We start from the raw sequence: 20,450 nt of genomic DNA on the forward strand, positions 1-20,450 counted from the left end.
GGGTGAGCGGCGTGGAAGGCGTGGAAGGCGTGGAGGGCGTGGGCGGGGATGTGCTGATCGAGCTGGACGGGGTCGAGAAGGTCTTCGACGTACGGCGCCGGGTGGGTCTGATGCGCCGGGAGAAACGGCAGGTCAGGGCCGTGGACGGGATCAGCTTCGAGGTGGCGCGGGGGGAGGTGGTCGGCTACATCGGGCCCAACGGCGCCGGGAAGTCGACGACGATCAAGATGCTGACCGGCATCCTCACCCCGAGCGGCGGCCGGCTGCGGGTCGCCGGCATCGACCCGGCGCGGGAGCGGATGCGGCTGGCGCACCGGATCGGGGTGGTGTTCGGGCAGCGGACCACGCTGTGGTGGGACCTGCCGCTGAAGGACTCGTACGGGCTGATGCGGCGGATGTACCGGATCCCGCGGGCGCGGTTCGAGGAGAACCTGGAGCGGTGCGTGGACCGGCTCGACCTGGCCGAGCTGCTGGACGTACCGGTACGGCAGCTGTCGCTGGGGCAGCGGATGCGCGGGGACATCGCGGCGGCGCTGCTGCACGACCCCGACGTGCTGTACCTGGACGAGCCGACGATCGGGCTCGACGTGGTGAGCAAGGCGAAGGTACGGGCCTTCCTGCGGCAGCTCAACGCGGAGCTCGGCACGACCGTGCTGCTCACGACGCACGACCTCCAGGACATCGAGCAGCTGTGCGAGCGGGTGATGGTGATCGACCAAGGGCGCCTGATGTACGACGGGGCACTGGCCGGCCTGCACTCGATGGGGGAGGGCGGCGGCGAGCGCACGCTGGTGGTGGACCTGGAGCGGGAGCTTCCGGAGATCAGCGTGGAGGGGGCGCGGGTGGTGAAGGTGGACGGGCCGCGGCAGTGGCTGGCGTTCCCGGCGGGGGCCTCGGCAGCGCCGCTGGTGGCGGAGGTGGCGGCGCGGTATCCGCTGCTGGACCTGTCGGTGCGGGAGCCGGACATCGAGGACGTGATCGCGCGGATGTACGAGCGGGGCCAGGGTTAAATCAGGGATGTGCGGGGGCTGGTACCAGGGTTGGGCCATACAACTCTTCCGTATGACTACATAGGCTGTTCCCCATGACTGACGAGCGGCCGGAGAAGCCGTTGCCGGAGCTGAGGGCGTCGGACGCCGACCGCGAGCGGGTGGTGGAGCGTCTGCGGGACGCCGTCGCCGAGGGCCGGATCGACATGGAGGAGTTCGAGGAGCGGCTGGAGGCCGCGTACAAGTCGAAGACGTACGCGGAACTGGAACCGATCACCAGCGATCTGCCGGCGCCGGGCGGGCACCCGATGCCGCTCGCGGCCGCGGCGCCGGCCCCGGCTCCCGCGGCGGACGGCTCGCCGGCCTCGCGGATCGGGGGCGGCGGCATACCGGTGTCGGCCTCGGCGGCGGTCGCGGTGATGTCCTCGTTCCAGCGCAAGGGCGCCTGGACGGTGCCGCCCCGGCTGGACGCGGTGGCGTTCTGGGGCAGCGGCGACCTCGACCTGCGCGAGGCGAACTTCGCGGAGCGCGAGGTGGTGATCAACTGCATCGCGATCATGGGCGGCATCCAGATCACGGTCCCGCCGGGCGTGGAGGTCGACGTACGGGGCTTCGGCTTCATGGGCGCCTTCGACCAGCGCGACACCCCGGGGGTGACCGAGCCGGGCGCCCCGCGGGTGGTCGTGACGGGGCTGGCCTTCTGGGGCGGCGTGGAGGTCAAGGTCAAGCCGCCGAAGTCCCCGAAGTCCCCGAAGTCCCCGAAGCGCCCGAAGCGTCTCGACGGGGGCCCGAACCTCCGCAAGGAGCTGTAGGGAGAGCGGCGGATCGGCGTGCCGGGAACTCCTGAGGGGTCCCGGGAGTCGGATGCTATGCAGACAAAACCGGCGCCCGGGGGAAGGGAGGAACACGTGGACCACCGCACCAAGGCCGCAGGCACCGGCGCGAGCACCGGCAGCGGCGCAGGCACCGGCATCGGCACCGGCGGGTTCGTGTTCAACGAGGCCGACGAGGAGCGCCGCCGCGGCGTCCGCCGCATGAAGACCACCGCGACCGGCCTGCTGATCCTGGTCGCACTGGTCTACGTACTGACCACGTGGGCGGAGCACGCCGGCGCCGGCGCCTGGGCGGGCTACGTCCGGGCCGCCGCCGAAGCGGGCATGGTCGGCGCGCTCGCGGACTGGTTCGCCGTCACCGCGCTCTTCCGGCGCCCGCTCGGCCTGCCGATCCCGCACACCGCGATCATCCCGACCAAGAAGGATCAGCTCGGCGTCTCCCTCGGGGAGTTCGTCGGCGAGAACTTCCTCTCCCCGGACGTGGTCCGCGCCCGTCTGCACGCCCTCGGCATCGGCGCCCGCCTCGGATCCTGGCTGGCCGAGCCCGCGCACGCCGACCGGGTCACGGCCGAGCTGGCCACCGCCCTGCGCGGGGCCCTGACCGTACTGCGCGACTCCGATGTGCAGGCGGTGGTGGGCGAGGCCATCACGCGGCGGGCCGAGACCGCCGAGATCGCGCCCGGGATCGGCAAGACCCTGGAGAAGGTCGTCGCGGACGGCGGTCACCGCCGCGTCGTCGACCTCGTCTGCGTCAAGGCCCACGACTGGCTGGTGACGCACGGGGAGTCGGTGATGGGCGCGGTCCAGGGCGGGGCGCCCGGCTGGACCCCGCGGTTCGTGGACCGCAAGGTCGGCGAGCGCGTGTACAAGGAGCTGCTCCGCTTCCTGACGGAGATGCGGGACATGCCGGAGCACCCGGCGCGAGGGGCGGTGGACCGGTTCCTGACGGACTTCGCGGCCGACCTCCAGTCGGACACGGACACCCGGGCCCGCGTGGAGCGCCTGAAGTCCGAGATCCTCCAGCGCGGGGAGGTGCAGGACGTGATCGCCTCCGCCTGGACCGCGATCCGGGCGATGATCATCTCGGCGGCGGAGGACGAGCACAGCGAGCTGCGGCTGCGGGTCCGGTCCTCGCTGCTGTCACTGGGGGCGCGGCTGGCCACGGACGGCCGGCTCCAGGACAAGGTGGAAGGCTGGATCGAGGGTGCGGTGGTGTACGTGGTGACCACGTACCGGACCGAGATCACCTCGCTGATCACGGACACCGTGGCCGGGTGGGACGCCGAGCACACGTCGCGGAAGATCGAGGCCCACATCGGCCGGGACCTGCAGTTCATCCGCATCAACGGCACGGTGGTCGGCGCCCTGGCCGGACTGCTGATCTACACGGTGTCGCAGGCGCTGGGGGCGTAGGCGGCGGGCGGGCGGGGTCGGCCGCGTACCCGGGCGGTCCCGCGCCGGGTCGGCCGCGTGCCGGGTCGGTCCCGCTCCCGGGACAGCCGGGGTCGGCTCAGCCCTGCTCGGGCTCAGCCGCGGCCCGGCTCGGCCCCGCTCGGGCTCAGCCGCGGCCCGGCTCGGCCCCGCTCCGGCTCAGCCGCGGTCGGCGACGACCCAGGAGGCGGTCGCCACGACGGCCGCGGCCCCGAGGACGGCCGGCCAGGCCCCGACCTTCTTGGCCAGCGGGTGCGCGCCCGCGAAGCCGGCGACGTACAGCGCGCCGAGCCCGGCCGCCGCGGGGGTGCCGCCGCGGCGGTGCCATTCCCGTCCGGCGGCCAGCCCGGCGGCGCCGAGGACGACACCGCCCAGCGGGCGCTTCTTGGTCCACCGGGCGACGGCGTACCCGCCGACCAGTCCGGCGGCCGCCACTGCGGAACTCGGTACGCGCGCCATGCCCAACTCCTCAAATCGTCTGATCTCACTTGTATTACCGCGAGGCTACGAGGCTAACGCGGGGGCCTGACCACCCGGCGGGCGGCCAGCGCCCCGAGGACGAGCACCGCTCCGCCGATCACGCCGTCCGGTACGGCGTCCTTGACGGCGCGCGGCAGCAGCGCCACCACGCCCAGGACGAGGAGGAAGGCGAGCACGCACCGGCCGGCCGCCCGAATCAATCTGTCCACGGGCTGCTCAACGCGCCCGCGCGGTCCCCGACACGGAAGACGGGGAGGGGATTTGTCGCACACTCGCCGGATCCGTGCGATACATGCCCCAGGGAACCGATCCGGCATAAATTGACTCTCCCATCCCGAACGGGAAAAAGAGGAGCTCGGACATCGTGATCTGCTACGGACAGGCCGTTCTCGACCTCGCGGACGAACTGGTCGACGCCTATGCCGACACCTTCTCCGCCCCGCCCTGGAACGAGGACGCAGAAACCATTCGCCAATTCGCGGTCCGGCTCCAGAGCGACAGCCGGCGCCGCGGTTTCCGTACGGCCTTCGCCCAGTCCGCGACCGGCATCGACGGCTTCGCCACCGGCTGGCTCACGCCGGCGACCTTCCCCAAGGACCGCGGATACGCCCAGGTCGCCGCTCAGCTCGGTCCGGCGCGGGTGCGGGAACTCCTGACGGGCGCGCTGGAGATAGACGAGCTCGCCGTACGCCCGTACGCGCGCGGCCACGGCACCGGCCGCACCCTGCTCACGGAGATCACCGCCGATGCCCCGGACCGCCGGGCCTGGCTGCTGACCTCCCGCCTGGCCACCGACACGGTGGCCACGTACCGCCGCCTGGGCTGGCACGAGGTCACGGCCCGCCCGGGCACGCAGACGGGCGTGATCGTCTTCCTCTCCCCGGACCACCCGGGCGCCGAGGGGTCCCCGCCGCATCACGCTCCGGCGTGACGCGCGGGCGGGCCGGGGTGCCGGCCGATCCCGCCGGGCATACCCGCCGCATGATCACACCGAAGCCGCTGCTGCGCAGGCAACTCAACCTGGCCACCCGCCACCAGCTCGCCGCGTCCGGGATCCCGGAGGGCACCATCACCTCCCGCACCCGCCCGGGCGGGCCCTGGCAGCGCTTGCTCCCCCGGGTCTACCTCCTCCAGACCGGCCCCCCGGACCACCGCCAACGCGCCCTGGCCGCCGTCCTGTACGCCGCCGAGCCCGCCGCCGACCCGCTCTCCGGCGACACGGCCGTCCTCACCGGCGGCGCCGCCCTGGCCCTCCTCGGCATCCGCGACGCCCCGCACACCCCGGCCGACGTCCTGATCCGCGCCCCGCGCCGGCTCACCGGCACCCCGGAGGTCCGCCCGCTGGCCACCGCCCGCTGGCCGCGCACCATCGCGGTCTCCGGCATCCCGAGCACGCGCCCGGTGCGCGCGGCGGGCGACTTCGCCGCCCGCGCCGAGGAACCCGACCGCATTCGCTCGACCCTGGCCCACGTCGTCCAGGCCGGCTGGTGCCACCCGCAGGACCTGCACGCCGAGCTCCGCGCGGCCCGCCTCCTCACCCGCCCGGCCATCCGCGCCGCCGCGTCGGAACTCCTCGCGGGGGTCCGCTCGATCGCCGAGGCCCTGGCCCGGGACGCCCTGACGGCGACGGACCTCCCGACCCCGCTGTGGAACGCCCGCCTGTACACCCCGGACGGCACCTTCCTGGCCAGCCCCGACGCGTACTGGCCGGACGAGGGCGTGGCCCTGGAGATCGACTCGGCGGAGTACCACTACACCCGCGACGCCTGGCACGCCACGCTCCACCGCCGCCTGCGCCTGGAGTCCCACGGCATCCTGGTGGTCAGCGCGACCCCGTCGATGATCCGAGACACCCCCGCGGAAGTCATCCAGGCCCTCCGCACCCTCCTGACCCTCACCCGCACCCGCCCCACCCCACCCACAGCCCAAGCCCGCGGCCACCAACAGCTGCCCCTCTTCGCGGGCACCGGCTGATGCCTTGGTAAGGAATGTTCGGAGTGGCCCAGGGGATGCCGCACACTAGATGAGGTCGTTGTCAGTGGGGTCTGTCACCCTCTGTGATAGCTGGTGGCACAGGGCACCAGCGGGGTACGTGTTCGAAGGAGGGTGCATGACCAGCACTGAGGCTGTTTACACCTCGATTGAGATCTGTGCTGGAGCCGGCGGGCAGGCCATCGGACTGCATCAGGCCGGTTTCAGGCACCTGGCGCTCGTGGAGATCGACGCGCATGCAGTCGGGACACTGCGGGCGAACATCGACGCGCAGCCGGAGTGGAGCTGGGAGAAGGCGCACTGCGATCTCCTTCCCCCGACGGATGTCAAGCTTTTCGAACCGGACACAGACCTGCCCAAGAGCGGCGAGCTGCTGCAGCGCGGCCTCGATCTTCTGGCTGGCGGTGTTCCCTGCCCGCCGTTCTCGCATGCTGGCAAGCAGCTGGGCAAAGACGACGACCGTGATCTCTTCCCGCGGATGCTGGAACTGGTCGAGCAACTCCAGCCGCGTGCGGTGATGATCGAGAACGTGCGCGGGATCATGGACCCGAAGTTCTCCGACTACCGCGACTGGATCATGGCCCGGCTGCAGGGAGGCGACTACCGCGAAGAGGACGGGCGGCAGGCCCATACCAGGGGCCTCGGTTACACGGTGTGCAAGTGGGACGTGCTGGAGGCCAGCGACTTCGGGGTACCGCAGCTGCGTCCGCGCGCCATTCTGGTCGCCATCCGCAATGACGTGCTCAAGGATCTGAAGTACGAGTGGCCGTCGCCCACGCACGAGGACCGGGTGAGCGTGGCAGCTGCGCTTGAGGAGACCATGCTTGAGCGGTACGGGCGCTACTTCGACGGCGCCCAGGCGGAGCTCGCTCGCAAGAAGTACGACACTTGGCTCGAGACAGCCAGGGGCCGTGACGCCGAGCTGAAGAGCAAGGGAGGCGGTATCGCGCCCACGCTCGTCGGCGGTTCCAAGAAGCACGGTGGGGCCGACCTCGGCCCAAGCCGTGCCAAGGCGTCCTGGAAGCAACTCGGTGTGTCCGGACTCGGCGTGGCCAATGACATTGCCACCTGCCAGAAGAAGGGATCCGAGGACAGGGATCTCTTCGGGCCCGACGGGCCGATGCTCACGGTCGAGCAAGCGGCGATCATTCAGGGCTTTCCCCGGGGCTGGCAGTTCACTGGCGGTAAGACCGCGCAGTACCGGCAGGTGGGCAACGCCTTCCCGCCGCCGGTCGCCGCGGCAGTGGGCAAGTCGATCATTGAGTTGCTCAAGGCGGCCCGCGAGCGGGATCAGAAGCAGGCGTAGTTAGGTCGTGCCCGCACCGGTCCTGCGGGCACGGCGCTTTTCCACCTCGGCCGCGATCCGGATGGCACAGTCGGCAGCGGCTTCATGTTCCCAGAACCGGAGCACCGTCCAGCCCGCTTCCCGGAGACGCTGGTTGGTGTCCCGGTCGCGTTCCATGTTTCCGGCCACCTTGGCTGACCAGTAGCCAGGGTTGGTCTTCGGAGACACGTAGTGCTCTGGGCAGCCGTGCCAGTAGCAGCCGTCGATGAACACCGCCACCTTCGCCGGCCCGAAGACAATGTCGGCGGTCCGGCGAAGGTCTTTAATGGGCCGTGCTGCCACGCGGTAGCGCAGCCCTTGCGCGTGCAGCATGCTGCGGATCAGTCGTTCCGGCTTGGTGTCACGGCTCCGGATCGCCTGCATATTCCGGCGCCGCGCTGCTGACGACGCCCATGATCCTTCTGGAGGCGTCCACGGCTCGCTCATGTCTTCAAAGCTCGGCCGCGGCGGATGCGGTGTGGGCGGGGAGGAGCGGTGCCGGGGTCACAGGATCCCCGCTCTCGGCCAGCGACCAGGCGTCCCCGTTGATGACGGCGAATGGCTTGCTGTCTTCCGGGACACTCCGGACGACACGGGCGCTGACGAAATCGCCCTCCTGTGGCACGGGAAGGCCAAGCTGTCGCGCCATCTCCTGGTGTGCGCGGTAGTCGCCCATGATGATGATTCCCTCACGGCGCAGCGAGGACCTCGACCCACCGTTTCCCCGGACTCGTTTCATGTAGTCCTTCTGCTGGGCGACGGTGCGTACGACGTTCCGCCCTATCCGGCGGCGCTGAGCACGCCGGAACAGCTCGTTGAGCCTGGCCTGGCCGGACTTCTGGGCGAATACGGCCTCGCGGTCAGCGGGATCCATGTGGAGCAGGGTGTTCTCAGGGAGCGCGGCATCGCGCCAGAGCCAGAGGATCTTCGCGCGGTGCTCCGCCTTCACGGTCAGTTTCATGTCCCGGTTGCTTCCGCCGTTCAGCAACTCGGGAGCGATCCGGAGCAGGCCGGCACTCCAGAGGCTTTCTTTGTCGTCAGCCCAGACGAGCAGGCACAGGTGGCCCACCGCTTCCGGTGGAATCATCCAGCCGCCGAACTTCTGTGAGTACTTGCAGTCGACGTCCACGCCGCCGATCCGGTAGTCCATGTCCACGCCGTCCTCGAACGCGAACTCGCGCTGGAGGTTGATCTCGACGACTGTCCCGGCGTGGGTTTTCTCCGTTTTGAACAAGGACTTCCAGTCGTACCGGCCCGTCACTTCGCCATGCAGCAGCTGATCGATCGTGTCTCTCAGAACTGTGGCGAACCGCTGGCCGGCGGGGTCGAGCTGGCGCAGCTGCGAGTAGACCAGGGCCAGTTCGGGGTCGTCCTGGGGTAGCACCTGGTTCTGGATGACCACGGCAGCGGAAATGTCCGGAGACAGCAAGCGGACCACCTGTCTGGCGAAACGAGGCGGTCCCAGAAGAGCCGACCGCAGGATGGCAACGAGCTTACCGGCGGTCAGCCCGGGCGGGGGCTGCCGTCCGTGGGTATCAGGTGCCGGCTCCGAGCACCAGGCTGAGCAACAGGAACGCCAGGGTCAGGGTTCCGGCGAACGCGACGGACCCCATGATGATCGACGCTGCTGCCGACCGGTTGTCCCACCGCGCGACCGCGACCGCAGCCCCAGCGACGAGCAGAGCGAGCACCACGGTGATGGCGATGGTGAGGAATAGCACGGACAACGAGATGGTCAGCATGGAACGGTCAACTCCATTGAAAGGGAAGCATGGGTACAGGACCCCTGTCCGGTACCCGGGCAGGGAGGAGAAGCGGAGCAGCGTCATGTTTGCTCCGCGGTGGCGGATTCCGGCAGGGGTGGTGACGTGCGGCGTGTTCCTGTTCGCTACGGCTGTCCGCGGCCTTCCCGGGGCAGGGCGGCCCGCAGAACGAGTTCGGCCTGGATGGTGAGGCCGGTGCGGATCAGGGTGATCGCCAGCCGCATGGTGTCCTCGTGTCCGCGCTCGCGGCCGCCGAGCAGGAGCGCTTCCCCGAGCGAAGAGTGCCCGCTGGCGTACAGCTCGGCGGCGGCGATGCTGAGTTCCCCGTGCGTGAGTGCCTTGCTCGCGGACCAGGCGATGCCGATGACCCCCCGGCGGTCACCGGCGGACTGGGCCGCGTACAAGGCGCGGACGGTTTCCCCGGCCCTTCGGTTCTCGCTGCTGTGCCGGTCGTGCGCCGGTCCCTGTGCCGGAACCGTGCAAGACCGCGCAGCAGACATCAGCTCTGACGCCCGCAGGTCACTGCTCTCCCTGGGCGAAACGGGGCCCGCGTTCCGCCGGGCCGCGGACTTCCGCAGCCGTTCGAGGTGCTCCAACCGGCCCGGAACGGCTGTGGCGCTGCGGTGCACGGCGTCGTAGATCGCCCCGAGCTTGACGGCAGAAGGCACGCGGCGGCCCGTCCAGTAGTTGGACAAGGTACTCAGCGGGATGCCGAGGTGCTTGGCGCGCGCCCCTTGCTTTCTCATGGACATGGTGGATATGAGGCTGCGGAAGCTCGCCACGTACTTCTCCCGTGCCGGGCTGCAGCCAGGCCAATAGGCGCTGCCGACCTGACCCGCGACGGCCATGGATCCTCCTGGTTACGCAGTTTGATGGAGGATCAGTCTTTCTTGATCAAGGCTGGAGCGCGCAAGCGGGAAAGCCCGATTTTCGGGAATAGCTGTTTGCGCTCCATGTGTCGGCGGCGGGCCGGTGTTTGCGCTTCGTGCGACGCGGCGGGGAAGGTGTTTGCGTTACGGCGCAAACATCCGAATGGGCTTGATCCGCATGGTGGTCTGCCCGCGAGAATGAGGCCCTGTTGCTGAGTGCCGGTCCAGGAATGGTCGGCCGGTGAACGCTACTTAGGGGATAGATCGTGACCATTGCAGACATTCCGTCGTGGCGTGATGAAAAACTCTCGACGATGGTCCGCTGCGCACTGTGGCTGGTTACCGAGGTCGGTGTGGGAGAGGTCTTCACGAAGACCCAGCTGCGGGAGGCATTCCCGGAGACCTCACAGATTGACCGCCGCATGCGTGATCTCCGGGACCGCGGCTGGCGCATCTCCACCAACCGGGAGGACGTGAGGCTGACTCCGAGCGAGCACCGTTTCGTGGAGATGGGGGCGGAAGTCTGGAAGCCCGGGCAGTCGAGGGTCAAGCCGGCTGCGGTGGTGTCGGCTCCGCAGCGGCGTGAGATCCTCGACCGTGACGATCACCTGTGCCGTGTGTGCGGGATCGCGGCCGGCGAGGCGTATGACGGCGGAATCGAATCCGCTCAGCTGGACCTTGCGCGCCGGGAGGTCGCTAGCCCCGGCGGCGTGAGCGTCGAGCTGGTCACCGAGTGTCGCCGGTGCCGGATCGGAGGCCGTGGCCGGCAGACCGACCTGAGCGGCGTGCTCGATCGCCTGGATCAGATGAGCCAGGTGGAGCGGGAGCACTTCGCGCAGTGGGTGGCCGTGGACCGGAGGGACTTCAGCCTGCTGGAGCGGCTGTGGGGTGAGTACCGGAGCCTGCCGGCGGAGTCGCGCGGGACGGTTCGCCAGGTGCTCGAGCGGCCGTAACGACCGTGTGCGGGTTGGCCGGCAGCAGGACGGGCTGACGCCCGAGTCAAGGAGATCTGTGGAGATGCTGAACTTCAATCTTCCGCCGGACGCCGCGGCGAACGCGGAGTTCGTCGCACGTCGGCTCAAGGAGTCTGCGGAGGCTGATGGTGCCAGGGAGACCGTCACCGTTGACTGGAACGGCCGGCCGCTGCACGTCGACGTGATCGACGTGCCGCTCCGCTCCCTCTACCACAACCCGGCGACGCACCGGATCAGGGCGCAGCGAGGTCATGACCCGAAGTTCGCGCGCGGCCTTGACGAAGATCCCTGGAGCCCGGAAAGCCAGGAGTACCTCCACCGCCTTCTCGTCGGAAAGCCGGCGAACCCGGACGAGGTCGATCCCGACTTCGAAACCCTCGCAGCCAGCCTCAAGTCCGTAGACCAGCTGGAGCCGGGGCTGATCACGCACGAAGGCATCCTGGTCAACGGTAATACCCGGGCAGCCGCACTCCGGCAGCTGAAGCGCCCGTCGATCCGGGTCGGTGTGCTGCCTCCGTCCTTCACGTGGGAAGACATCAACGCGGTCGAGCTTGCCCTTCAGCTCCGGCCCGATGAGCGCCGCGATTACTCGTACATCAATCGGCTGATCGCCATGGAAGAGCAGGAGCTGATGGGCCGTGATGCAGCTGACATCGCCCGCGCCTTCCACGTACAGGTCAAGACGTTCAGGCAGGAGCGCTGGATCCTGAGCGTCATCAAGGACATGATCGACCGGAGCAGCACCCCAGAGGGGGGCCAGCTGGCGCTTTCCGATTTCGAAGGGCACCAGGAGAACCTCAAGGAGCTGCACCGCACCTACATGAAGGTGTCGGCTGCCAGCCAGGAGCGAGCCGAGCAGGTCAAGGAAAACAGGATCGTTGCCATCCTCCTGGACTTCGCAAAGACGAAGACCCGGCTCATCGGTGCGGACTTCCAGGCGGACTACCTGGAGGACAACCTGCCGGACCTCCTGAGCGCCGACGCTGACGAAGTGCCGTCAGCGGTTGTGATCCCCGGGCTCGGCGTCTCGGTTCCCGCCGCTTCTGACCCCGTCCGTCAGGCCCGTGCGGCAACTGACCGGGTACTGCGGGCCAGGGCTTTGGAATCGGCACGTCACCTCACCCCCGAGATCCGGGAAGCCGCGCAGCGGGAAGTGACAGAGGCCCGCCGGGGAATGCGGCGTGCGCTCGACGAAGCGGAGCGTGATGACAGGCTCAAGCGGGTACGGCAGACCACCGCGGAGCGGCTGGATGACGCCAGGGCTGCGATCGAGCAGAGCGTCGTGGACTTGGTGCAGGCCCTGGGGAAGGACAGCCTCGATGAGGAGAGCTTCGACAGTGCGCTGCTGCGGCTGAAGGGGAGCATGACGAAGCTGGCGCGCCAGGCCAGCCGCGGTGTGGCCAGTCCCGGCAGCGGTGTCAGCTGGCTGATCAAGGCGAGCGAGGGCTGACGGTGCTCGACACGGTGGAACCGTCGCTTCGGCTGAGCTTTGACGAAACCAGAACGAAGGTTGTTCTCCGGGCTCTTCCTGGAGGGCAAAGCCATCTGGTCAGGCTGATCGCGCGGTTCGACAGCGGCAGCCAGCGGGGAAATCTTGCTGCAGAGGTAGACCTTGAAGACTTCCTGTCCCGTCTTACCTTGCTCGGTCACTGGCACGATCCGGCTGGTGTGTCCTTCGCGCCGGACCTCAAAGACCTCGCCGCAGCGTCCGTACGTGATGCCCAGGCGGTCGAAGAGCGCCTCAAGGCCGGCAGCCGGGGGCAGGATGCCGCAGGGCTGGTGGCCGAGTCCGCAGTCCCCGGGATGCTGGGAGATTCCTGGATAGCGCCCCTCACGGACTTCCAGACACGTGACATCGCGAAGCTGCTGTCCCTCACGCACGGAGCCAACTTCAGCGTGCCTGGCGCGGGCAAGACCCGCACGGCCCTGGCCGTATACGCAGCTCTGCGTCAGTCCGGCTCTGTACGGCGCATGCTCGTCGTCAGCCCTAAATCCGCATACGAGGCATGGCATGACGAGACTGACCTGTGCTTTGCCGAACCCCCAGTGGTGCGTGTCTTCAAGCGCTGGCCTGACAACGACGCAGAGATACTGCTCGTCAACTACGAGCGCCTGAGCCGCTACCAGACGCAGCTCGCGGACTGGCTCAGCATGGGCAACGCCATGATGGTGCTGGACGAGGCCCACCGGATGAAGCTCGGAGTCAGGGGAACGTACGGAGCCACCTGCATGGCGCTGGGGCCGCTGGCCAGCCACCGGCTGATCCTGACCGGTACGCCCGCGCCGAATGGTGCCAAGGACCTGGAGAGCCTGCTGTCCTTCGTATGGCCGGGGCATGGACGGAGCGCAGTAGACAGAGCGGTGGCAGGCGGAGACCTCGCGCACGCGAGCAGGGTCCTGCGGCCGTTGTTCACACGCACGACGAAGAACGAGTTGGGGCTGCCGCCGGTCGACGTCCGCGTCAAGTACGTTGACCTGCCGGAAGCGCACCGCAAGCTGTACTCGGCGCTGCGCAATCAGCTGACCGGGCTGGCTTCCAGAGAGCAGGAGGAGTTCACCAGGCTGGGCAAGGTCCTCGTGTATCTGATGATGGCCAGCACTAACCCGGCGCTGCTGAAAGCAGGGTCGGACCGATATGAACCCCTGCCCTTCTACGTGCCGCCCCTGCGCCCTTCGGACGACCTTCCTCTGAAGGCGCTCATGAGGGACCTCCCCAGGTATGAGAGCTCACCCAAGTACGAGGCCGTTCTGCAGACGGTCTCCGACAATGCGCGCACCGGACGGAAGACCCTCGTATGGTCCACGTTCGTGAGGAACCTGACCACGCTCGCGGGGGCACTAGGCAGGTACAGACCGGCTGTGGTGCACGGCGGAACGCCGGATCGGGACGAGGAGATCCGACGGTTCCGAGAGGATCCCGAGTGCATGGTCCTGCTGTCCAACCCGGCGACACTGGGCGAAGGAATCAGCCTCCACCACGTGTGTCACGACGCGGTCTATGTGGACAGGGACTTCGCCGCGGGCCGGTTCTTGCAGAGCCTCGACCGAATCCACAGGCTGGGACTGGCATCCGATACGCAAACGCGTGTCACGGTCCTCCTCGCACGCGGCACCATCGACGGAATCGTCCATGACCGGCTTGGCCACAAGCTGGAGTTCATGGGCAAGATCCTGGATGACCCGCTGGTGCAAGAGCTGGCAGACCCCGAGGAAGACGTGACCCCCTGGGGTATGGACGCCGCAGACCTTCATGCCCTGATCGGTCACCTGGGAGAGCCGTCCGGCTGACGGTGCCGGACGGCCCGGCCGTCTTGAGCTCTGATGCTCCGCGTCTACAGATCGCCGTGGCACTCCGAGTAGGGCTTCGTCGAGGTGCACCAGCAGGGGGTGTTGGGGGTGGGGGGCCAGGGGGTGGCTTTGCCTCGGGCGGCCAGGGTCGTGGCGTATTCCGGGAGGAGGGAGGGGGAGGCCGGGGAGGTTTTCTCCGATGCCGCGAAGGCCTCGTAGGACGGGACGCTCGCCGTCACGATGCCGAGGTTCGTCGTGCCCGAGGCCGCCAGGGCGCGCAGGGACGATTCGATGTGCGTCAGGTGTGCCTCGTGCGAGGGGTATTCCGCCGCCAGGGTCGGGTACGACGTGATGAGCTCGGCCAGTTCGCGGGCGGGCCAGTGCAGGATCGCCACCGGGAACGGGCGGGAGAGGGCGGCGCGGCGGTCGCCCAGTTCGGCGCGGAGGCGGGCGATCTCGGCGCGCAGCTCGGCCGGGTCGTCGGAGCCGAGGGCCCAGATGCGCTTGGGGTCGTGGAGCTCGTCCAGCGGGATCGGGCCGATGTGGCGGGTGTCGGCGACCATGTCCCAGTCGTCGTGCGGGAGGCCGAGGAGGCGGCGGACCCGGTGCCGGCCCGTCAGGAGGGCCGTGGTGGCCTGGGTGAGGGGTGCGTTCTCCGTGATGAGGAGGCCGGCGGCCTCGGTGAAGCACTCCTCCGACGCGGTCAACTCGTCGTGCGCTTCGAGGGTTTCCGCGATGACCTCCCAGGGGGCCGCATCCGCGGGCGCCGCCGAGCGGATGCCCTGGATGAGGGCGCGGGCTTCGGGCTCGTGGCCGTACTCCCACAGGTTCGCCGCCTGGAGCGCCTTGATCAGGTGCGGATCGGCGGGCGAGGAGGCGAGGAGTTGGTCGTACAGCGCGCTGGCGCGGTCCCGGGCGTCACCCAGTTCGAGGTGGGCCGCGGCCTGGAGGAGCAGGGGCTCCTGGTCCTCGGGGTAACGGGTCGCCGTGCGGATGAGGCGCTCGGCTTCGGCGATGTGCTCGGCAGGCGTGTCAGGGCGCATGGTTCACACCGTACTGCCCTGGTCTGTTGGCGGGGGAGGTCTTAAGGTGCGGCCCGTGCGGGATCACATGCGTGTGGTGGTGCAAGGGGGTGGCCGGCGGGGGCGGCGCGCCGGTCTCGCCAGGGTGCTGTGGGCGGCGGCCGAACTGACCGTCACCGTGGGTGTGGTGGTGTTGTTGCTGGTGGTGCACCAGGTGTGGTGGACCAACCGGCAGGCCCTGGCCGCCGCCCGGGAGGAAGTCCGGGAGTTGGAGGAGCAGTGGACTCTCCCTTCCCTCCCTGCCCCTCCTGATTCCGGTCCCTCCGCGGCTCCGGCGCCCTCCGCGTCCTCCTCCGCATCCGCATCCGCTTCCGGGTCGCCTTCCCCTTCCGCGCCCGGGGCGCCGGCGCGGATGTCGGCGCCCGCGCCGGCGAGGGAGTCCGCGTACGGCGTGCTGCGGATTCCGCGGCTCGGGGTCGTCGTACCCATCGCGCAGGGCGTCGACAAGCGGGCCGTGCAGGACAAGGGGTACGCCGGGCACTACCCGGGGACCGCGCAGCCCGGGGCGCAGGGGAACTTCGCGCTCGCCGGGCACCGCAACACCCACGGTGAGCCGTTCCGGTACATCAACCGGCTGCGGGCCGGGGACGAGCTGATCGTCGACGTCCGGGGGCAGCGGTACACGTACGTGGTGGGCAAGACCCTGGGGGAGACCGGCGAGCGGGACACCGGGGTGATCGCGCCCGTGCCGCGCAGTACGGTCCACCCCGAGTACGGGTACGACGGACCCGGCGCGTACATCACGCTCACCACCTGCACGCCCGAGTACACCTCCAAATATCGGCTCGTGGTCTGGGGAACCTTGCGGAGCTAGATCGCGTTCTTGGTTGTGGTGGGTATGGATCCGATCTTGGGAGGGGGCTCGGCATGACACGGCTCGATCGTCGGCGGCTGCTGATGTCCCTGCTCCTGTTCGCCGGGGTCGTCGGGCTCCTCGGGCTGTTCGCCGGGGAGGGCGGGCTGGGCGCCGTCGTGGTCGCCCTCGCCGCCACCGTCGCCGTGGGCGCCGCGGCCCTGGCCGCCCGGCTCGTACGGCCCGTGCCGCCCCACCGCATACGTACCGCGATCCGTGATCGCGAGCAGCGCACGGCGTTCCTGCCGCAGCGTGATCCCGATGCCTCGGGCCGGTCGCGGCCCAGGGCGCCCGGTCGTCCCGTCCTGACGGCCGCGTAGGGGCACTTCTTTCCCTTCATCCCTTCTGTTCGTCGTCGTGCCCCTCGTGGTCGTCGCGCCGAAATGCACTTCTTTCGACGTTGACGAGACCCCTCGGAGGGCCCGCGTGTCCGTTTTCACCCGCCTTGTTGAAGAGCTGGGCAGGCTCCTCGAGCCCGTTCTGGCCGAGTCCGCGACCGCTGCCGCGATCGTGCTGTTCACCGTGCTCGTACGGCTCGCCCTGCATCCGCTGAACCGGGCCGCGTTCCGCGGTGCGACCCCGGTGGCCGGTCTGCTGCCCGTGCTGCTCCAGCTGCCGGTGTTCTTCCTCATGTACCGGGCCTTCTCCTCGTCCGGCGAGCTGCTGGACCACCGGCTCCTCGCCGCGCCGCTCGGGGCCCGGTGGAGCGATGCCCTCGGTGCGGGCGGCTTCCTCGGCGCGCAGGGGCTGGTGTTCCTGGGGCTGTTCGCGGCCATCGCGGTGGTCGCCGCCTGGAGTGCCGTACGGGGGCGGCGCGCCGCCGCCGAGGCGCCCGTGCCGGTACCCGCCGCCAACGTGAGCGCCGAGCAGCAGGAGGCGCTGCGCAAGCTGGGCGGCGTGCTGCCGCTGCTGTCGTTCGGGACGCTGATCACGGCGGCCGTGGTGCCGCTGGCCGCCGGGCTGTACCTGGTGACGACCACCGCGTGGTCCGTGGCCGAGCGGGCCTGGCTCCAGCACCGCAAGCGTTCCAGTCTGTGAACAGGGTCTTGCGGATTGTGCGGCCATCTTGGAGGATCAACCAATTCTCCGATGGCCGCAACCCATCGGCAGGCCCGGGCTCGCCCATGGGCCGACCACCCACGACCACGGGAGAATGCCCATGAAGCTGCTGCGTGTCGGACCGGTCGGGGCCGAGCGCCCCGCGCTGCTCGACCAGGACGGGACCCTGCGCGACCTGTCCGGCCTGATCACGGATGTGGACGGCGCCCTGCTCGCCGACGACTCCGTGCTGTCCCGGGTACGGGACGCGGCGGAGTCCGGCGAACTTCCGGCCCTGGACGCGGAGGGCCTGCGGATCGGCGCGCCGGTCGGCCGGATCGGCAAGATCGTGGGCATCGGGCTGAACTACTTCGGGCACGCCGCCGAGATCGGCGCGGAGCCGCCGGCCGAGCCCATCCTCTTCCTCAAGGCCGCGGACACCGTGGTCGGCCCGGACGACACCGTGCTGATCCCGCGCGGCAGTGTGAAGACCGACTGGGAGGCCGAGCTCGGCGTCGTCATCGGCAGCACCGCCCGCTACCTGTCCTCGGCCGCCGAGGGCCTGGCCCACGTGGGCGGATACACGCTGGTCAACGACGTGTCGGAGCGCGAGTTCCAGATCGAGCGCGGCGGAACCTGGGACAAGGGCAAGAACTGCGAGACGTTCACCCCGCTGGGCCCCTGGCTGCTCACCGCCGACGAGGTGGCGGACCCGCAGGACCTGGACGTGAAGCTCTGGGTCAACGGCGAGCTCAAGCAGGACGGCAACACCGCCGACCAGATCTTCCCGGTCGGCGAGGTCGTGCGGTACCTGAGCCGGTTCATGACGCTGTACCCGGGCGATGTCATCGTCACCGGCACCCCGGCGGGCGTGGCCATGGGCCGGCCCGAGCCGAAGCCGTACCTGCGGGCCGGCGATGTCGTGGAGGTGGAGATCGCGGGCCTCGGCCGCCAGCGCCAGGAGTTCAAGGGCGCGTAGGCGCCCTTCGCTCACGGGTGAGGGGCGGGAGGGCCGATAGCCGTCCCGCCCCTCACCCGTGTGTGCCTGCGACGCGCGGACCGCGGGTCAGTCCTTCGTGGACGCCCGGCGGCGGCGGTTGGCGAAGACCAGACCGGCGCCCGCACCGAGCGCGGCGGCGCCGCCGCCCGCGATCAGAGCAGTCTCGGTGCCCGTGCTCGCGAGGGCCCCGGCGGAACCGCCCGCCGCGGTCACCCCGGTGTTGCCGGCCGCCTTGGTGCCGGTGGTGGCGGTGGTGCCGGCCCCGGTCCCGGCCGTCCCGGTCTGCCCGGCCGTCCCGGTGGAGCCGTCCTTGCCCGCGTCCGGCTTGCCCGTCTGCGCGTCGGCCGCGGCCTTGTCCTTGTCGCGGGCCGTGAACTGCCCGGTCTTCAGGAACTCGGCGCGGTCCGCCGGCGTGCCGTTGATCGCGATGATCGCGGCCTTCTTCAGCTCCGGGCCGGCCTTGTTCAGCATCGCCCAGATCAGGACCATGTTGTCGTCGTCGCGCAGCTCGTGCTGCGTGGTCGTCACGAAGGTGCGCAGCTCTGCCGGGGTCGGGTTCCCCTTCAGGAGGTTGATGATGCCCTCCTTCAGGCCCGGGCCGGCGCCGTCGAGCATCGCGAACAGCGCCACCCGGTCGTCCACCGCCCGGATCCTGTGCTGCCCGTTCGCCACGAACTCGCGGACCTCCTCGGGCGTCCCGCTGTTCAGCAGCCGGTTGACCGCCTCGGTGATGCCCCGGCCCGCGCCGTCGAGCATCCGGGCCACCTCGACCAAGTCGTCCTCGTAGCGGGCGGTGTGCTGCCCGTGCTCGAGGAACTCGGTCAGCGCGGCCTGCGTGTCCGCCTTCAGGGCGGCCTTGCCGGCCTTCTGCACGGCCCGGCCGCCGGCGCTGATGATCTGCGAGACCCGTACCCGGTCGTCGGTGAACTGCTCCCGGGCCCATTCCTCATCGAGGAACTTCCGCAGGTCCGCGGTCGATCCCTTGAGGGCCTTCTCGGCCGCCTCGCGTACGCCCGGCCCGCTCGCCGGATCCGCCAGGATCGCCTCGACGGCGGCCCGGTCCTTCGCGGCCCGGGGGTCCTCGGCCGGCTTCGCCGGCTTCTCGTCCTCCGCCTTCTTGTCCTCTGCCTTCTTGTCCTCCGGCTTGTCCGCAAGCTTGCCCGCCGACTCGTCCGCGGCCCGGTCCGGCACGGTCGGAGCGGCCGGTGCGGCTGCCTGCGACGAGGTGTCGGCGGCGAAGGCCGGAGATGCGAGCAGGACGGCCGGGGCCATCGCGGCGGTGGCGACGGCCGATGCGATCCGGGGCAGCTTCACAGACAGATTCCGTTCTTCACACATGTGATGATCTACAACCTGTGCAGGATAGATGGCCCCTGAACCTCAAACTGTCCATTTTCAGGACATGGCCGTACCCAGTTCCACGGTCACCCCGTCCCGCGAAGAGATCCGCGCCGCCTCCAGCACCTCAAGGCACCGGGCCGCCTCGTGCGCGGTGACCGGCGCCGGGCCGCCCTCGCGCAGCGCCGCCCGCACCGCCGCGTAGTACGCCGGGTAGTCCCCCGGTACGGTCGCCACCGGCGCTCCTCCGCCGGTCAGCGGGGACTCGCCGGAGCCCACCCGGCCCCACAGGTGCTCGGGCTCCTCGCCCCACGGGGTGTCGCCGACGCCCGGCCGCTGCCCCTCGCGCAGGGCCGCCTCCTGCGGGTCGAGCCCGTACTTCACGTAGCCGGCGCGCGAGCCCAGGACGCGGAAGCGCGGACCGAGCTGCGCGGTGGTCGCGCTGACGTAGAAGTGGGAGCGGACGCCGTTCGCGTGCGTGACGGCGATGAAGGTGTCGTCGTCCGCCTCGGCGCCCGGGCGGCGTACGTCGGTCTCCGCGTACACGCGTACGGCCGGGCCGAACAGCACCAGCGCCTGGTCGACGACATGACTGCCGAGGTCGTACAGCAGGCCGCCGATCTCCTCCGGGGCGCCGGACTCGCGCCAGCCGCCCTTGAGCTGCGGGCGCCAGCGCTCGAAGCGGGACTCGAAGCGCTGGATCTCGCCGAGCTCACCGTCGGCGATGAGGCGGCGCAGGGTGAGGAAGTCGTTGTCCCAGCGGCGGTTCTGGAACACGGACAGGAAGGTGCCGGTCTTGTCGGCGAGCGCGGCGAGTTCGCGGGCCTCGGCGGCGGTGGCGGCGAGCGGCTTGTCCACGACGACCGGGATTCCGGCGTGCAGCGCGGCGGTCGCGAGCGGGACGTAGGTCTTGTTGGGGGAGGCGATGACGACCAGGTCGGGTGCCGGGGTGAGCTCCCAGAGCTCCTGCGCCGTGCCGACGATCCGGACGTCCGGGTACGCCTCGCGCGCCTGGGCCTGGCGGCCGGGGTCGGAGGTGACGATCGTGTCGAGGACGAGCCCGTCGGTGGCCGAGACGAGCGGCGCGTGGAAGACGGAACCGGCGAGTCCGTATCCGATGAGGCCGACGCGGAGGGCGTGGTTCGACCGCGTGGGGGCGGCGGAGGGGGAGGCGTTCATGCATCCACTTTGGCAAC

22 protein-coding genes are annotated in these 20,450 nt (G+C 70.0%); 13 read left to right on the forward strand and 9 right to left on the reverse strand.

Features of this window, described 5'->3' with window-relative positions:
- Window positions 1-2: 2 nt before the first annotated feature.
- The 3 genes from ACFXGI_RS19450 to ACFXGI_RS19460 all read left to right on the forward strand — a co-directional run bounded on the left by ACFXGI_RS19450 (window position 3) and on the right by ACFXGI_RS19460 (window position 3,235).
- Window positions 3-1,010, forward strand: a complete 1,008-nt coding sequence (locus tag ACFXGI_RS19450; RefSeq protein ID WP_384707843.1) for an ATP-binding cassette domain-containing protein — start codon at window positions 3-5, stop codon at window positions 1,008-1,010.
- Window positions 1,011-1,084: 74 nt separating this feature from the next.
- Window positions 1,085-1,801, forward strand: coding sequence for a DUF1707 domain-containing protein (locus ACFXGI_RS19455; RefSeq protein WP_384707846.1), 717 nt, complete (start codon window positions 1,085-1,087; stop codon window positions 1,799-1,801).
- A gap of 57 nt (window positions 1,802-1,858) precedes the next feature.
- Entirely contained in the window at window positions 1,859-3,235 is a 1,377-nt protein-coding gene (locus ACFXGI_RS19460) for a DUF445 domain-containing protein (RefSeq protein WP_384707849.1), read from the forward strand.
- A gap of 177 nt (window positions 3,236-3,412) precedes the next feature.
- Here ACFXGI_RS19460 and ACFXGI_RS19465 read toward each other — a convergent pair whose 3' ends face one another.
- The gene (locus ACFXGI_RS19465; RefSeq protein ID WP_134075632.1) at window positions 3,413-3,712 is read right to left on the reverse strand and encodes a hypothetical protein; all 300 of its coding nucleotides are present in this window, start codon (window positions 3,710-3,712) and stop codon (window positions 3,413-3,415) included.
- A gap of 53 nt (window positions 3,713-3,765) precedes the next feature.
- A complete protein-coding gene (locus tag ACFXGI_RS19470) occupies window positions 3,766-3,942 on the reverse strand; it encodes a hypothetical protein (RefSeq protein WP_384707852.1) in 177 nt (58 codons plus the stop codon).
- A gap of 155 nt (window positions 3,943-4,097) precedes the next feature.
- Here ACFXGI_RS19470 and ACFXGI_RS19475 point away from each other — a divergent pair, with 155 nt between their 5' ends.
- The 3 genes from ACFXGI_RS19475 to ACFXGI_RS19485 all read left to right on the forward strand — a co-directional run bounded on the left by ACFXGI_RS19475 (window position 4,098) and on the right by ACFXGI_RS19485 (window position 7,031).
- Window positions 4,098-4,664, forward strand: a complete 567-nt coding sequence (locus tag ACFXGI_RS19475) for a GNAT family N-acetyltransferase (RefSeq protein ID WP_384707855.1) — start codon at window positions 4,098-4,100, stop codon at window positions 4,662-4,664.
- 50 nt (window positions 4,665-4,714) lie between these two features.
- On the forward strand, window positions 4,715-5,707 hold the full coding sequence (locus tag ACFXGI_RS19480; RefSeq protein ID WP_384707858.1) for a hypothetical protein: 993 nt from the start codon (window positions 4,715-4,717) through the stop codon (window positions 5,705-5,707).
- Window positions 5,708-5,843: 136 nt separating this feature from the next.
- Window positions 5,844-7,031, forward strand: a complete 1,188-nt coding sequence (locus tag ACFXGI_RS19485; RefSeq protein ID WP_384707861.1) for a DNA cytosine methyltransferase — start codon at window positions 5,844-5,846, stop codon at window positions 7,029-7,031.
- On the opposite strand, the gene ACFXGI_RS19490 is transcribed toward ACFXGI_RS19485, so the two are convergent.
- From ACFXGI_RS19490 to ACFXGI_RS19505, 4 genes are all read right to left on the reverse strand, one after another.
- Entirely contained in the window at window positions 7,032-7,433 is a 402-nt protein-coding gene (locus ACFXGI_RS19490; protein WP_384708113.1) for a very short patch repair endonuclease, read from the reverse strand.
- A gap of 67 nt (window positions 7,434-7,500) precedes the next feature.
- A complete protein-coding gene (locus tag ACFXGI_RS19495) occupies window positions 7,501-8,478 on the reverse strand; it encodes a NaeI family type II restriction endonuclease (protein ID WP_384707864.1) in 978 nt (325 codons plus the stop codon).
- Between the two features lie 106 nt (window positions 8,479-8,584).
- Complete coding sequence (locus ACFXGI_RS19500) at window positions 8,585-8,791, reverse strand: hypothetical protein (RefSeq protein WP_384707867.1); 207 nt, start codon at window positions 8,789-8,791, stop codon at window positions 8,585-8,587.
- Window positions 8,792-8,937: 146 nt separating this feature from the next.
- Window positions 8,938-9,558, reverse strand: coding sequence for a hypothetical protein (locus ACFXGI_RS19505; RefSeq protein WP_384707870.1), 621 nt, complete (start codon window positions 9,556-9,558; stop codon window positions 8,938-8,940).
- Between the two features lie 389 nt (window positions 9,559-9,947).
- On the opposite strand from ACFXGI_RS19505, the gene ACFXGI_RS19510 reads away from it, so the two are divergent.
- The 3 genes from ACFXGI_RS19510 (at window position 9,948) to ACFXGI_RS19520 (ending at window position 13,943) form a co-directional block, all read left to right on the forward strand.
- Window positions 9,948-10,634: a hypothetical protein gene (locus ACFXGI_RS19510; protein ID WP_384707873.1), complete on the forward strand. Its 687-nt coding sequence runs from the start codon at window positions 9,948-9,950 to the stop codon at window positions 10,632-10,634.
- A gap of 64 nt (window positions 10,635-10,698) precedes the next feature.
- Window positions 10,699-12,105, forward strand: a complete 1,407-nt coding sequence (locus ACFXGI_RS19515) for a transcriptional regulator (protein WP_384707876.1) — start codon at window positions 10,699-10,701, stop codon at window positions 12,103-12,105.
- A gap of 2 nt (window positions 12,106-12,107) precedes the next feature.
- Entirely contained in the window at window positions 12,108-13,943 is a 1,836-nt protein-coding gene (locus tag ACFXGI_RS19520; RefSeq protein WP_384707879.1) for a DEAD/DEAH box helicase, read from the forward strand.
- A 44-nt stretch (window positions 13,944-13,987) separates the two neighbouring features.
- Here the strand turns inward: ACFXGI_RS19520 and ACFXGI_RS19525 are convergent, their stop codons facing one another.
- Window positions 13,988-14,986 carry a tetratricopeptide repeat protein gene (locus ACFXGI_RS19525; RefSeq protein ID WP_384707882.1) on the reverse strand — a complete coding sequence of 333 codons (999 nt, stop codon included), beginning with the start codon at window positions 14,984-14,986 and terminating at the stop codon, window positions 13,988-13,990.
- A 55-nt stretch (window positions 14,987-15,041) separates the two neighbouring features.
- Here ACFXGI_RS19525 and ACFXGI_RS19530 point away from each other — a divergent pair, with 55 nt between their 5' ends.
- The 4 genes from ACFXGI_RS19530 (at window position 15,042) to ACFXGI_RS19545 (ending at window position 17,895) form a co-directional block, all read left to right on the forward strand.
- On the forward strand, window positions 15,042-15,839 hold the full coding sequence (locus ACFXGI_RS19530) for a class E sortase (protein ID WP_384707885.1): 798 nt from the start codon (window positions 15,042-15,044) through the stop codon (window positions 15,837-15,839).
- A 53-nt stretch (window positions 15,840-15,892) separates the two neighbouring features.
- Complete coding sequence (locus ACFXGI_RS19535) at window positions 15,893-16,198, forward strand: DUF6412 domain-containing protein (RefSeq protein WP_384707888.1); 306 nt, start codon at window positions 15,893-15,895, stop codon at window positions 16,196-16,198.
- 106 nt (window positions 16,199-16,304) lie between these two features.
- Entirely contained in the window at window positions 16,305-16,916 is a 612-nt protein-coding gene (locus tag ACFXGI_RS19540) for a YidC/Oxa1 family membrane protein insertase (protein WP_384707891.1), read from the forward strand.
- A 121-nt stretch (window positions 16,917-17,037) separates the two neighbouring features.
- Window positions 17,038-17,895, forward strand: a complete 858-nt coding sequence (locus tag ACFXGI_RS19545; protein WP_384707894.1) for a fumarylacetoacetate hydrolase family protein — start codon at window positions 17,038-17,040, stop codon at window positions 17,893-17,895.
- Between the two features lie 87 nt (window positions 17,896-17,982).
- Here the strand turns inward: ACFXGI_RS19545 and ACFXGI_RS19550 are convergent, their stop codons facing one another.
- Both ACFXGI_RS19550 and ACFXGI_RS19555 read right to left on the reverse strand, forming a co-directional pair.
- Window positions 17,983-19,230 (reverse strand): ALF repeat-containing protein, encoded by a 1,248-nt coding sequence (locus ACFXGI_RS19550; RefSeq protein WP_384707897.1) that lies wholly within the window; start codon window positions 19,228-19,230, stop codon window positions 17,983-17,985.
- 81 nt (window positions 19,231-19,311) lie between these two features.
- On the reverse strand, window positions 19,312-20,433 hold the full coding sequence (locus ACFXGI_RS19555; protein ID WP_384707900.1) for a Gfo/Idh/MocA family oxidoreductase: 1,122 nt from the start codon (window positions 20,431-20,433) through the stop codon (window positions 19,312-19,314).
- Window positions 20,434-20,450 lie beyond the last annotated feature (17 nt).

The organism is Streptomyces sp. NPDC059355, assembly GCF_042752335.1.
Taxonomy (GTDB): Bacteria; Actinomycetota; Actinomycetes; order Streptomycetales; family Streptomycetaceae; genus Streptomyces.

Coding starts and splice junctions, on each gene's coding strand:
- ACFXGI_RS19455 (WP_384707846.1), top strand. CDS start 1,085: ATGACTGACGAGCGGCCGGAGAAGCCGTTGCCGGAGCTGAGGGCGTCG.
- ACFXGI_RS19460 (WP_384707849.1), top strand. CDS start 1,859: ATGCAGACAAAACCGGCGCCCGGGGGAAGGGAGGAACACGTGGACCAC.
- ACFXGI_RS19465 (WP_134075632.1), bottom strand. CDS start 3,712: ATGGCGCGCGTACCGAGTTCCGCAGTGGCGGCCGCCGGACTGGTCGGC.
- ACFXGI_RS19480 (WP_384707858.1), top strand. CDS start 4,715: ATGATCACACCGAAGCCGCTGCTGCGCAGGCAACTCAACCTGGCCACC.
- ACFXGI_RS19485 (WP_384707861.1), top strand. CDS start 5,844: ATGACCAGCACTGAGGCTGTTTACACCTCGATTGAGATCTGTGCTGGA.
- ACFXGI_RS19490 (WP_384708113.1), bottom strand. CDS start 7,433: ATGCAGGCGATCCGGAGCCGTGACACCAAGCCGGAACGACTGATCCGC.
- ACFXGI_RS19500 (WP_384707867.1), bottom strand. CDS start 8,791: ATGCTGACCATCTCGTTGTCCGTGCTATTCCTCACCATCGCCATCACC.
- ACFXGI_RS19505 (WP_384707870.1), bottom strand. CDS start 9,558: ATGAGAAAGCAAGGGGCGCGCGCCAAGCACCTCGGCATCCCGCTGAGT.
- ACFXGI_RS19515 (WP_384707876.1), top strand. CDS start 10,699: ATGCTGAACTTCAATCTTCCGCCGGACGCCGCGGCGAACGCGGAGTTC.
- ACFXGI_RS19525 (WP_384707882.1), bottom strand. CDS start 14,986: ATGCGCCCTGACACGCCTGCCGAGCACATCGCCGAAGCCGAGCGCCTC.
- ACFXGI_RS19535 (WP_384707888.1), top strand. CDS start 15,893: ATGACACGGCTCGATCGTCGGCGGCTGCTGATGTCCCTGCTCCTGTTC.
- ACFXGI_RS19545 (WP_384707894.1), top strand. CDS start 17,038: ATGAAGCTGCTGCGTGTCGGACCGGTCGGGGCCGAGCGCCCCGCGCTG.
- ACFXGI_RS19555 (WP_384707900.1), bottom strand. CDS start 20,433: ATGAACGCCTCCCCCTCCGCCGCCCCCACGCGGTCGAACCACGCCCTC.